The sequence below is a fragment of the Paenibacillus sp. LT-B23 genome, assembly GCF_059417685.1.
This window is the reverse complement of sequence record NZ_JBSQBM010000027.1, coordinates 25595-38811: the sequence shown is the minus strand read 5'-3', so window position 1 is coordinate 38811 and position 13217 is coordinate 25595. Positions and strand designations below refer to the sequence as shown.

The window sequence follows — 13217 nt, the reverse complement described above, 5'->3', positions numbered from 1 at the left end:
AGAGGTGATGAACGTGAAAACAGCTGTTCAGCAAGCCCGCGCCAATTCGCGCAATAGTGAAAAAACATTTCAATGGTTCGTGGCGATTCTCCTGACCGTGGGAGGTCTGTTGATGGTGCTGCCTTTTGCGTGGATGATTTTATCCTCCTTTAAGACGGAGAGCGAGGTAACCAAAATTCCTCCGACCATCTGGCCGCAGCATTTCACATTGGACAATTTTAAAATACTATTTGATAGCATGGCTTTTGGCACCTATCTGACCAATACGCTAGTGATTGTATTAGCTTCCTTTTTCGGATTATTCCTGAACGCCATGGCAGGCTATGGCTTTGCCAAATTCAAATTTAAAGGTAAAGGTTTCCTGTTCTATTTGGTGCTGGCCACGATGATGGTTCCGGGGCAGGTGACGATGATTCCTGTGTATTTGATTTTGAACCAGATGGGATTAACCAACACCATGATGGGGATTGTACTTCCTGGCTTGGTAGGTGCCTTCGCCATCTTCCTGTTTCGACAGTTCATGTCCGATATTCCGGAAGAACTGCTGGAGGCAACGCGCCTTGATGGTGCAGGGGAGTTTCGTACTTTCCTGCAAATCGTACTGCCTATCTCAACACCGATTTTGGCAGTACAGGCCATTCTGACCTTTATCGGCGGTTGGAACAGCTTCCTGTGGCCGCTCATTATTGCGAACGATGAGAAGCTGTATACGTTGTCCGTGGGACTGTCGTTGCTCAAAGGCCAAAATGAGAGCCAGTTCGCGCTCCAGATGGCAGGCTCAACCTTCATGGTCGTACCGATCATGATCATATTCATTGTTTTCCAGAAGTATATTATCGAGAATTATACGATTTCGGGTATTAAGTAGTAGTTGTGGCGATGGGTTATAAGCTACACATAGCAACGGCGGAGTTTCTTGGTTTAATACCGAGGAACTCCGCCGTTTTGTTGTTTTATTTTTATACTTGAATGGACTTAATTTCTTGTTCAGTTAATCCGGTAGCCTTTGCAATGGTAGCTATGTCCATACCCATGGAAAGCATATTTTTGGCGATATTCTTTTTCTCATCTTCTTTACCTTGGGTTAATCCTTTTTCCAATCCTTTCGCCATACCGATAGATTCTGCTCTATCGATCATGGAAGCTTCATCGTGCAGGTATTTCTGCCGGGCTTCATACAGACGTCTTGCTTCTGAATCCTGACTTAAGAATTGCAGCGTGTCCATGGCTTTTTCCAATCCTGGTTCGTTCATTTTTAAAACCTCCCATTTGGATGGATCTGCGCCTTTGAGAAACAACAGCCAGTTGACAAGCCCTCCTTCTTCGAAGGATGCGGTTTGCTCATCCAGCTTCAGCAGTTCCAAAAAGTGTACTTCAATATCATCAATAAGTGATATCCCTGTGCGGTCCTCACGTAAATGGAATACATTGTGGTATTCATCGTTAGGTAAAAAAGAATAGTTGAGGATGTTAATGGTCACACATTTTTTTAGTTCCTGGTATTTTTCGCCCTCATGAAGCTGTCCCGCATATCGCTTACTCCAATAGAACAACGTCCGCTTCTCAATATCGTATTTGTTGAAAAGCTGCATTTCGATATCAATTAGCTTGCCCTCTGCGGTCTTGGCATAGACATCAAAAATAGACTGCTTGTCGAGCGGATCGTCCTTATCTGTATAGGGATTCATTAAAATAATTTCGGTTAATTGAGCTTCTCCAGCTTCCATGAATATACGATTGAGAAACGCCAGCAAAACGTCTTTATTATTCTCACTACCGAAAATCCTTTTAAACACAAAGTCTACTCGTGGATCAAGCAACTCCATGATGACCAGCTCCCGTTTAGTATTAATTATATCATCTTTTTTAAGATATCAGAATGTCTGAACTTCTTTTCCGAATGATACTGTTTTGGGGCTTCACAACATAATCTTAGGGTAAAAACCAACCTAGGATGTGTTTACATGAATGATAGCTCATTTTCACCCCGACCCTTTGAAAAACCTAATTTTCTGATACTCCTTGTGGATGAGGAACGGTATCCTGCGGTTTATGAAAACCCGGAAATCAAAGAATGGAGCAGACAAAATCTGGTTACGCAAGGACTCTTGAGGTCTCACGGGCTGGAGTTTCACAGGCATTATATTGGAAGTGCTGCATGTAGCCCCAGCAGGACAACCTTGTTTACCGGCCATTACCCGTCACTTCATGGCGTCACTCAGACAGATGGGGTGGCCAAGGGAGCATTCGACTCCGATATGTTCTGGCTGGATAGAAACACAGTGCCTACGATGGGAGATTATTTTCGCGCAGCCGGATACCAAACGTATTATAAAGGAAAATGGCATATATCCGATGAGGATATTATCATCCCGGGCACGCACAAAGCCCTCCCTAGCTATCATCCTCTGACGGGTGTACCCGACAGAACATGGGAAGACATATATGATCGAGCTGACCGCTTGGACAACTTCGGCTTTTCCGGGTGGATCGGTCCGGAGCCTCATGGGAAAAATCCGCGAAATTCCGCTTCCTCTGCCGCTTTTGGTTTAAGTGGGAGAGACGAGGTATATGCTGCGGAAACCGTTGATCTGATCGAAGCGCTTGATCGCCGGAAAGAACATGACAACCAAGCAAAGCCCTGGTTAGTCGTAGCCTCATTTGTGAATCCGCATGATATTGTTTTATATGGTGCTATTACTGCGCGGTTGCCCATGTTTCGATTTGAGGTGGAATCGATGCCAGATGTCACTCCTCCTCCGACCATCAACGAATGGCTGGCTACAAAGCCGCGCTGTCAGGCAAGCTATCGAGATATTTACCCTAGAGCGCTCCAGCCCATTATAGATCAGCCCTTTTACCGCAAGCTGTACTACCAGTTGCAAAAAAATGCAGACCGTCAGATGCTGAAGGTATTTGAAGCACTGACTCGTTCTTCTTTTTACGATAATACCATTGTGATTTTTACATCTGATCATGGAGACCTGCTAGGCGCCCACGGCAATCTTCATCAAAAATTTTACTGTGCCTATGAAGAGATTGTGCATGTGCCTTTGGTCATTCATAACCAACATCTGTTTCCTCAATATAAAAGCGAACATACCCTGACAAACCACGTGGATCTCCTGCCTACCATGCTTGGACTAGCGAATGTTGATATTACTGCGATCCAGAGCCGCCTGCAAAACAGCTTCAGCGAAGCCCGTCCCTTGGTCGGACGTGATCTTACCCCTGTTATTCGCGGACAGAACCACGGGGAGATAGCTGACCAGCCCGTTTATTTTATGACCGACGATGATGTGACCCGAGGACAGCGGCAGATCAATGTACTGGGAGAGGCATATCCGTCTGTTGTTCAGCCCAATCATATTGAGACTGTCATTACGACCCTGCAAAGAGAGGGTGTAAAGGAGTTGTGGAAGTTTACCCGCTATTTTGACAGTACTTCATTCTGGAGTCAACCGGGGGAGAAGGATGTTACTATGCGCCCCGTGGGTGAGCATACATGCAGGCAGTACTCTCACTGGGTTACCCAGGCCAAAACGCAACCGGATCGTGACGAATTTGAATTGTATAACCTAACCCACGACCCTTTGGAAACATGTAACCTTGCTCATCCCGCATTTGCAACGCAGCAAACCAGAAGCGTTCAACAACGGATGATGCATGTACTGGAGGAACAACGTAAACAAAAATGTTTATATCCCGCTCAATCAGGCATGTGGTGAAAAACAAGCGTTTTACCCCCTTCCGGGTCATCGAAAAAAGATTGGTTTCTAAAAAAAGGGGGGATTCACCGTTATATGATTAATATTTATATTAAGTATTTAATATTATTATTGACTATAATTCTTTTTTTATGGTATAGTCGGATTGTGAACAACCACGATTTCGTAATCCTTATGTGAAGCAGACAACATTTTCGTATTCAGGGAGGATGGTTTGGATGGCAGCAGCTATAAAAGCAAAGATGATTGTAGACAAGTCTTTCCGTATTGCTGAAGTCGATAAACGCATTTATGGTTCTTTTGTAGAGCATCTGGGGCGTGCTGTATATGGCGGTATTTATGAACCTACTCATTCAACCAGTGATGAAAGCGGTTTCCGTAATGATGTAAAAGAGCTGGTGAAGCAGCTTGATGTTCCTATTATACGCTATCCGGGAGGTAACTTTGTGTCCGGTTACAATTGGGAAGACGGAGTTGGCCCTGTCGCGTCCAGGCCTAGACAGCTAGAGCTGGCGTGGAGAACGGTCGAGCCGAACGAAGTGGGTACGAACGAATTTTTCAAATGGGCAAAAGATATCGGCTCAGAGGTTATGATGGCGGTTAACCTGGGTACACGCGGTATTGATGCGGCACGTAATCTGGTGGAATATTGCAACCATCCGGGCGGCTCCTACTGGAGTGATCTGCGTCGCAGTCACGGTGTTGAGCAACCGCACAAGATTAAAACCTGGTGTCTCGGCAACGAAATGGATGGCCCGTGGCAGATCGGACACAAGACAGCGGAAGAGTATGGCCGTCTCGCGGTAGAGTCCGCAAAAGCGATGAAGCTGATTGACCCTGACATTGAGCTTGTAACCTGCGGTAGTTCCAGTTCGACAATGCCGACATTCCCTGAGTGGGAAGCAACGACGCTGGATCATACCTATGAGGTAGCCGACTATATTTCTCTGCATCAATACTATGGCAACCACGACAATGATACGGCCAATTATTTGGCACGCTCCATGGATATGGATCATTTTATTCATACGGTTATTTCGACCTGTGACTATATCAAAGCAAAGAAACGCAGCAAGAAAAAAATGATGCTCAGCTTCGACGAATGGAATGTGTGGTACCACTCCAACGATGCGGACAGCAAAATTGATCCGTGGTCTGTGGCGCCGCCGCAGCTTGAGGATATTTACAACTTCGAGGATGCGCTGCTGGTGGGCAGCATGCTCATTACGTTCCTGCGTCATGCTGACCGTGTGAAAATGGCTTGCCTTGCCCAATTGGTCAACGTTATTGCGCCAATCATGACTGAAAATAACGGAAAAGCGTGGAAACAGACTATTTTCTATCCGTATCTGCATGCATCCCGTTATGGCCGCGGTGTATCGTTGATGCCGGTAGTAGACTCGGAAAAATACGATTCCAAGGATTTCACAGACATTCCTTATCTGGATAGCGCTGTGGTCTATGATGAAGAGGGAGACGCTCTGACCGTCTTTGCAGTAAACCGCCACTTGTCCGAGTCGCTGGAGCTGACAGTGGATGTGCGTAGCTTCGAAGGCTATCGTATTGTGGAGCATACGGTGCTGGAACATGACGATCTCAAAGCGACCAACAGCCCGGCAGGAGAAAAGGTTACGCCTCACAACGGCGGTAATGCCAAGCTCGACGATGGCATCGTCAAAGCTCATTTAGGCAAAGCCTCGTGGAACGTAATCCGTCTCGCCAAGTCTCATTAATCCTTTTTTTGCAAAAGGTACAGCCCCGGCTGTACCTGCAAAAAGCCCGCATTCTCTCCTGTATGGGTATACAGGAGCAGCAATGTGGGCTTTTTGTATAAAATGAGCCATTTGTCCCTCAGCACTTATAGGGATACAAAAGCAGGCTCATTTTTAAATAAATATTATTTTAATTACTAAATTTAACTAAGCGAAGATGATGCTTATTAACTATACTCTCATATTACATACATCTTTATGAAGTTAATTAGACCCAGTTCCGATCATCCAAGGTGAAAAAAGACCCTGTTATAGCGTTGTCAACGTATTGATATCTGAAATGCAGGGTGTGCAATCCGTCTGTAATCCACGTTATAATTTACATGATGGTTTATTCAAAAGCGAAGGATTATCGTAGCATTTCCAGAAAGGAATGATCTGTATGAGTCAAACGGACGAATATCGTTTTCAGGTGAACCTGGGCGGTATGATTGATATTTTGGCCAATCATTTATATAGCAGTCCACGCGTGTTTATACGTGAGGTACTGCAAAATGCAACAGACGCAATTACGGCTCGCAAGGAGCCAGGGGAGACTGCTGCTGAAAGTAAAAGTTTTGAAGGTAAAGTGACCGTGGAGTTGTCCGGTTCCGGTGAGCAGCAGGTTTTGATGATTCAGGATAACGGCATTGGACTGACGGAAGAGGATATTCACCGCTTTCTGTCGATCATCGGCCAGTCCTCCAAGAAGGGGACGGATTTGCTGGCCTCGGAGACATCATTTATCGGACGATTTGGGATCGGTTTGCTGTCTTGCTTTATGGTGAGCGATGAAATTGTGGTGCTGACCCGCTCGGTGAAGGAAGGCGTTTCCATGGAATGGAGAGGGAAGCCGGACGGAACGTATACGATCCGTCGATTGGAGACGGAACTGCCTGTAGGGACGCAAATTTATTTGCGCTGCAAGCCGGGGAGCGAGTTTTATTATGAGCCAGCGCAGGTGGAGGAGTCTCTATTTTATTATGGGGCGTTGCTGCCATATCCGGTCATGCTGTCTGTAGACGGGGAGACCAAGCGCGTCAATCTTCCATCTACCCGTTGGATGCAGGACCCGGAACAATTGCGCAGTCGTCGCGGTGAGGTGCTGGACTTGGGCTATCGCCTGATGGGAGAGCGCTTTGGCGATTTTATTCCATTGCGAACGGCATCGGGCAAAACAGGCGGAATTGCGTTCATTTTGCCGCGCAGCATTAATCTGAACAGCAAGCGGCTGCATCGAGTGTATCTGAAGCATATGCTGGTGTCCGACAAAGCGGAAAATGTATTGCCGGAGTGGGCTTTTTTCATTAAAAGCCTGATCTGGACAGATGAATTGCAGCCGACGGCATCACGTGAGTATTTTTATGAAAATGAGCAGCTTGACGGGGTTCGCTCTGAATTGGGAACCTGTATTCGGCAAGAACTGCTACGCATGGCGGAGTATGAGCCGGACCGCTTGCAGCACTGGATTCGTTTGCATGAGCTTTCCATGAAGGCGCTCGCAGTAGAGGATGCTGAATTTCTGCGGATTATGCACCGCTGGTTTTCCTTTGAAAGCACGTTTGGGCGGCGTGAGCTGAGTGAATTGATCCGCGAGGCGGGCGGGCGTCCGCTCCATTACACATCGACGGTTGATGAGTATCGCCAGATTACCCATGTGGCGGCGGCACAATCCATGCTGGTGATCAACGGCGGCTATATTTACGATACGGAAATTTTGGAAAAGCTGCATTGGATCGACCCTGCTCTGCAAACCGAGCGGCTTAGTCCCGAGGATGTATCCATGTCGTTTACCGGACTGACGCAGGAAGAACGTGAGCAGTATTACAGCGTGCTACGTGTGATGGATGCTGCTTTGCAACCGATGCGCTGCCGTACGGAGTTGAAGCGTTTTGAGCCTGCGAGTTTGCCTGTGCTGTATACCATTTCGCAGGATGCGTTAACCTTGCGCTCGATGGAAAACACTGTCGAGGAAACAACCGCGCTTTTTTCCAATGTACTCGATAGTCTGAGAGCGGGGGTCCAGCAGAATGCGGGCTACTCGACCTTATATTTTAATCTGAACAATCCGGTGGTGGCGCGTATTTTTGAAGCTACCGATACACAGATGATTACGGCTGCAACGGAAATGATGTATGTGAACGCACTTATGATGGGCCATTATCCGATGAATCGCAATGAGTTGGGGCTGATGAATCGGAGCGTGCTGCATTTTATCAATTGGGGATTAGGGAACGGACAAAATACGTAATTGCGTATTTACAGGAGGATAGCCAAATGGAAGATACGATATATGATTTGATGGAACAGGCTCAGGATCTGCCCGGTGGGGCGGCCAAGCTGGCGATTTTGGAGGAAGCGGCCCGCTTGGCAGATGCTTCCGGATTGAAGGAACTCGGCTACGAAGTCCGGGGAGAGATTGTGGACTGTGCTATTTTTAATGGATATCCGTTGAAGGCGCTGATCGCTTTTTCGTGGCAATTGGGTCAATTTGATCAAAACCCCGACGAATATGATGAGCAAGAGTTGCTGTGGACTTACAAATGGATTCTCGGCAAGGTGTGCAGCTTTCCCAATATACCGAAAACCCAGGTGGAGGATCTTGTGGAGGATATGCGCAAACGTTATGCCGAATACGGGTATAATGAGCGTCCATATCACTACTATAAGTTCCGTATCGCGATGGATATGGGGAGACTGGATGAAGCACGCCAGTATCTGGATACCTTTCGTACGATTGAACGGGATAGCATGAGTGATTGCGAAGCCTGCGAGCAGAGCCAGATCGTTCGGTTTTACTATTTGACCGGAGAGGACGAGCAGGCGCTTGCCGTGGCCAAACCGATTTTGTCGGGACGGATGACATGCGCGGAAGTACCGCATGTGACGCTCTCCCAGGTGCTATTGCCGCTTTACCGTCAAGGGGAAGCAGACAAGGCGAAGGAACATCATCGTAATGGATATCGCCTGGTTCGGGATGACCGTGATTTTCTGAAAACCATAGCGGAGCATATCGAGTATTTGGCGGTTGCGGACCCGGTTAAGGGAATTGAAGTGGTAGAGCGTCATTTGCATATGGCGCTGGATTATGAGAGCGGGCTGGAACAAATGTATTTTTACGCGGCAATGGTAGGTCTGCTGCAAAAGCTCGATGCTTCGGGTGATAGTAGATTGATCCGGCTGCCTGCTTCTTTGGAGTGGGGCAAAGAGGAGCGTACGCTGACAGAAATTATTGCGTATTTCAGACCACTGGCAGAGTCGGCGGCAGCAGCATTTGATCGACGGAACGGGAATACGTTTTATACCGATTGGATCGGGAAAATTGTTCAAACCGCGTAGAAGAAGACGCACCAGTAACGAATATTTTATACAGCCCAAACAATGAGCAGGTATAATGTTCCTGTGAAATGACAGGAGGGGTTTTGTAGTGACTGTAACTGAGAAAGTTATTAATTTTGCACATCGCGGTGCTTCGGGTGTATGCCCTGAAAATACGATGGCGGCGTTCCGCCACGCACTGGAGCTAGGAGCAACAGGTATCGAAACGGATGTGCAGCGTACCCGGGATGGAAATCTGGTGCTGATTCACGATGAATCACTGGAACGCACGACAGGCTCCTCGCTGGATGTACGCGATATTACGCTCGAAGAACTGAATGGGTTAGATGCAGGCGGCTGGTTTGATGAGAAATTCCGGGGTGAGCGGGTGCCGTTGCTGGATGAACTGCTGGAGCTGGCGCAGGCTTCGGATGCAATCATTAATCTGGAATTGAAAAATAGCATTTACCTCTATCCCGGTATGGAGGAAGAGGTGATTGCCGCTGTACGGCGTTTCGGTTTAGAGGAGCGGGTGATTATCTCCAGCTTCAATCATGAATCACTGGCGCTCTGTGCGCAGCTTGCTCCTGAGATCAGGACGGGAGCGCTGTATATCGAGATTATGGTTCGCCCGGCGGAGTATGCAAGTCGATTCGGGGTTACAGCACTGCATGCCTACAAGCATTCCGTCACACCGGAGGGAGTATCTGAGGCACTGGCAGCAGGTGTAGTCTATCACCCGTGGACAGTGAATGAGCCGGAAGAAATGAAGCGGCTGCTGGAGGCGGGGGTGAGCGGCATCATCACGGACTACCCTGATCGCTTGGCATCTCTATTGGCTGTCCGCTCTTCCTAAGCCGACGCCGAAGATACCACGGAACTGCGACTAAGATTCGCAGGGACATGAGTGTGGCTATTTTTTTGAAGCCAAAAGACTCTCCTGTACGCACTCGTTTTTACGAGGCGAAGGAGAGTCTTTTTTGGCTTGAGCAGAAGAACATATCATCACGATAATCTGTTTCCTTTCTATTTGATGCCAAGCCGCATACGATAGCTGAACAAGATATCCAAGGTTCTGTCCTGAAAATGGTCCTCTACGAGCTTCACAAAGCAGGCCAAATCTTCATCAAGCGCCCGATTGCCGAGTTTGAATAGCGTTTGTATACCGCCTTGACTAAGAACAAGCCCTATATAACGAGCTGCGTCACACTGCTCACGGTTATGAAAGACAATTTCCCGGGTATAACGGAATTGTCCGCTGCGCTGTAGATTAGGCAAATGCTGCTCCTTGCTCCATTTATGGGCTTGCTGCTCTACAGGTGCTTCCCGATTCAGAATCTCATCTGCTTTGGCGATCAGCTGTACATAAGCTTGGTCTATCTCCCATTGCAGCACAGGAGGCCAATCGCAGTCAAAGGCGGCGAATACCCCGCCCTGAGCCAAAACTCTGCCCGCTTCCCTGAGCGTGCTGTCGGGGTCCATCCAGTGAAAGGATTGAGAACAGGTGATGACGTCTACAGTACGATCCTCAAAGGGCAGGTTGTTGGAGAACCCGCTTTTGAAGGAGATGGTGCCTGCCGTTGTCGCTCCTGCTGTCTCCAGCTTGCGCTGCGCTTTTCCTCTCATGTCCGGGTTGGGCTCGATGCCGACTATCTGCCGGGCCACGTCTTTCCAAATAAAAGTCGAAAGCCCTGTTCCACAGCCAATATCGGCCACAAGCTCCACTTTTCGTTCCAGATAGCGGGTAATGATCTCGACAACGAGCGACGGTGCTTCCGGACGGTGTTGGTCGTAGTCATCGGCAAAGCCGTTGAAACGGTCTACATTACTTTGCAAATTCCCCTCAGGTATCATATGGACTTCTTCCTCCCTGATTTCGGCGGACAGCCGAGCATATTCCGATGGTACTGTACTTTTACATTGTACAGGTTTATGTGTTTATCCTTCCACTCTCGTGGTTCCACAACATGGATTGGATATCAGAATATGCACAGGAGGAGGGGATAGGTGAATCTTGTGTGCCTATTTTATCGGGAAGCCAGCGCCCACTCGCGCATCATGGAGTCAAGCATTGGACGAAGATCCTCACGTTGCATACCCATGTGAAGCACAGCTTCCAGATATCCGGCCTTATCTCCAATGTCGTATCGCGTGCCTTCCAGCTCAAGCGCCAGCAGTTGATTTTGCAATGCTACCTGATGAAGGGCGTCAGTCAGTTGATATTCGCCGCCCGTACCCGTGGACAGATTCTCCAATATCGAGAAAATAGAAGGCTCCAATACATACCTCCCAATGACTGCCTGCCGTGAAGGGGCTTCCGCAGGAGATGGTTTTTCAACAAGTCCGCCAACTTCGTGAATAAGACCGTTCTGATGGATAGAGTCAATAATGCCGTATTTACTTACATCCTGTTCTTCCACTGTGCGTACGCCGACCACTTGCTTGCCAGTCGCTTCGTAGACATCCATCATTTGGCGAATCGCCGGAGTGGAGGAATTCATAATATCATCACCCAGCAACACAGCGAATGGCTCATCCCCAATAAACTGACGGGCACAACGTACCGCATGTCCCAAACCGAGGGGTTCTTTTTGGCGGATATAGTGAATGACCGCTTTGCCCCCGATGCTTTGAACCTCGCGCAGAAGATCATACTTGCCTTTGCTCTCCAGCACTTGTTCCAATTCCACGGACTTGTCGAAATGATCCTCGATGGCTTTTTTATTACGTCCAGTCACGATAATGATGCTTTCAATCCCGGATTTGATGGCTTCTTCGACAATATATTGAATAGCTGGCTTGTCGACAATCGGAAGCATCTCTTTAGGTAAAGCTTTCGTAGCAGGTAAAAAACGAGTTCCTAATCCAGCGGCTGGAATAACGGCTTTTGTAATTTTTCTCATAGAGATTCACTTTCCTTTCGAGATGGGGAACCGAATACCCAGTATCGGCTCCCGATATAGTTGATAATCATTCCGGCTGCGGTGGCGATCAGCTTGCATACGGCAAGCGGTAGCTCGGTTCCACTGTGAAGCATTTGTAATAATAAGGAGATCAGTCCCAATACGATCAGGTTGATAACGATAAATTTAGGCAATTGACGTTTATGAGTATCGGGTGCTGGTTGTTTGTTGAATGTCCATTTGCTGTTCAAAATGTAACTGTTGGCTGTGCCGCAGCTATATGAAATGATCTGCGACAACACAACCGGAACTCCGGCCCAAGCCAGCAGCATGAAAATGATATAATCTACGCCCGTATTCACCAGTCCTACCATGCCAAAACGGATCATAGGGAGTAGCTGGGCCATGCGGCTTTTCATAGGTTATGCTCCGTGACCGGATTTAGGTCCGGTATATACTGCGCTGTTGCCGCGTACTGTGCGGCTGGCGGATATCAGGCTGTCACGGGAACCTTGCATGTACAGGGATTCACGTTGTTCAGGGGCCTTCATGGCATGGGTAGGGCCGTTTTCGTATTGTCCACCCAGATGTTCACGGACAATGTAGAGCGGGCGAGCTTTGGTTTCGTCATAAATCCGTCCAACATATTCACCCATGATACCGAGAATGATCAGGATCACTCCGTCAAAGATCAGGCTGATGCTAATCATGGATGACCAGCCCTTCATGACATAGGAATCGGTGAAAAAGTTGAGAAACAATACGTACATCAGATACAGGAAGCCGGACATGGACAGGAGTGCCCCGATATAACCTGCCAGCTTGAGCGGTTTAATGGAAAAGGATGTGATTCCGTCCAGGCTGAGCTTGATCATGCGTTTCAGTGGATACTTGGTTTCACCAGCGAGCCGCTCATCGCGCTCATATTCAACAGCCGTCTGCTTGAAGCCGATCCAGCTGACGAGCCCGCGGACAAACCGGTTATTTTCCGGAAGCCGTTTCAATTCGTCTATTACCTTGCGGTCCATCAGGCGGAAATCGCCGGTATCTACCGGGATATTAATATCTGTTGATGCTTTCAGTACACGGTAGAAGAGGCTGGCAGACCACTTTTTGAAGCGAGTTTCGCCATTGCGTTTCAATCGCTTGGCGTAGACTACCTCATAGCCTTCCTTCCACTTGTTGGCCATCTCTACGATCAGCTCCGGCGGGTCCTGGAGGTCGGCGTCAATAACGACGACCGCCTCTCCCACCGCATAATCCATCCCGGCGGTAATCGCTAGCTGATGACCGAAATTACGGGAGAAATCAATCAGTACAATGGTATCGTCTCTGAGACTGAATTCCTTGATTAACTGGACGCTTCGGTCCGAACTGCCGTCATTTACGAATATCAGCTCGTAGGGCTCGCCCATCGAGCCCATCACTTGTTTCAGCCGCCGATAGGTTTCGGTAATGACGGCTTCCTCGTTGTACATCGGAATAACTATGGAATAACGGATTTGTTCACTCATTAG

Annotated in this window: 11 protein-coding genes; 6 read left to right on the top strand and 5 right to left on the bottom strand. The window is 48.1% G+C overall.

The genetic code is table 11. The annotated features are described in order from the left end of the window. Positions 1–13: 13 nt before the first annotated feature. Complete coding sequence (locus ACWXW9_RS25305; RefSeq protein ID WP_494931670.1) at positions 14–868, top strand: carbohydrate ABC transporter permease; 855 nt, start codon at positions 14–16, stop codon at positions 866–868. Between the two features lie 91 nt (positions 869–959). Here ACWXW9_RS25305 and ACWXW9_RS25300 read toward each other — a convergent pair whose 3' ends face one another. Next, positions 960–1829 carry an Rpn family recombination-promoting nuclease/putative transposase gene (locus ACWXW9_RS25300; RefSeq protein ID WP_494931701.1) on the bottom strand — a complete coding sequence of 290 codons (870 nt, stop codon included), beginning with the start codon at positions 1827–1829 and terminating at the stop codon, positions 960–962. Positions 1830–1964: 135 nt separating this feature from the next. Here ACWXW9_RS25300 and ACWXW9_RS25295 point away from each other — a divergent pair, with 135 nt between their 5' ends. From ACWXW9_RS25295 to ACWXW9_RS25275, 5 genes are all read left to right on the top strand, one after another. Next, positions 1965–3728, top strand: coding sequence for a sulfatase family protein (locus ACWXW9_RS25295; RefSeq protein WP_494931669.1), 1764 nt, complete (start codon positions 1965–1967; stop codon positions 3726–3728). Between the two features lie 218 nt (positions 3729–3946). Then, entirely contained in the window at positions 3947–5461 is a 1515-nt protein-coding gene (gene arfA, locus ACWXW9_RS25290) for an arabinosylfuranosidase ArfA (RefSeq protein WP_149095497.1), read from the top strand. 421 nt (positions 5462–5882) lie between these two features. Then, positions 5883–7730 carry an HSP90 family protein gene (locus ACWXW9_RS25285; protein ID WP_494931668.1) on the top strand — a complete coding sequence of 616 codons (1848 nt, stop codon included), beginning with the start codon at positions 5883–5885 and terminating at the stop codon, positions 7728–7730. A 26-nt stretch (positions 7731–7756) separates the two neighbouring features. Further along, positions 7757–8818, top strand: a complete 1062-nt coding sequence (locus tag ACWXW9_RS25280) for a hypothetical protein (protein WP_494931667.1) — start codon at positions 7757–7759, stop codon at positions 8816–8818. A gap of 88 nt (positions 8819–8906) precedes the next feature. Further along, positions 8907–9653, top strand: a complete 747-nt coding sequence (locus ACWXW9_RS25275) for a glycerophosphodiester phosphodiesterase (protein ID WP_494931666.1) — start codon at positions 8907–8909, stop codon at positions 9651–9653. Between the two features lie 170 nt (positions 9654–9823). Here the strand turns inward: ACWXW9_RS25275 and ACWXW9_RS25270 are convergent, their stop codons facing one another. The 4 genes from ACWXW9_RS25270 to ACWXW9_RS25255 form a co-directional block, all read right to left on the bottom strand. Beyond that, positions 9824–10651 carry a class I SAM-dependent methyltransferase gene (locus ACWXW9_RS25270; RefSeq protein ID WP_494931665.1) on the bottom strand — a complete coding sequence of 276 codons (828 nt, stop codon included), beginning with the start codon at positions 10649–10651 and terminating at the stop codon, positions 9824–9826. Positions 10652–10824: 173 nt separating this feature from the next. After that, positions 10825–11700 (bottom strand): UTP--glucose-1-phosphate uridylyltransferase GalU, encoded by an 876-nt coding sequence (gene galU / locus ACWXW9_RS25265; protein ID WP_494931664.1) that lies wholly within the window; start codon positions 11698–11700, stop codon positions 10825–10827. Then, positions 11697–12119 carry a GtrA family protein gene (locus ACWXW9_RS25260; RefSeq protein ID WP_494931663.1) on the bottom strand — a complete coding sequence of 141 codons (423 nt, stop codon included), beginning with the start codon at positions 12117–12119 and terminating at the stop codon, positions 11697–11699. Before ACWXW9_RS25260 ends, galU begins: the two co-directional genes overlap by 4 nt. 3 nt (positions 12120–12122) lie before the next feature. Continuing rightward, positions 12123–13214, bottom strand: coding sequence for a glycosyltransferase family 2 protein (locus ACWXW9_RS25255; protein WP_404521647.1), 1092 nt, complete (start codon positions 13212–13214; stop codon positions 12123–12125). Positions 13215–13217 lie beyond the last annotated feature (3 nt).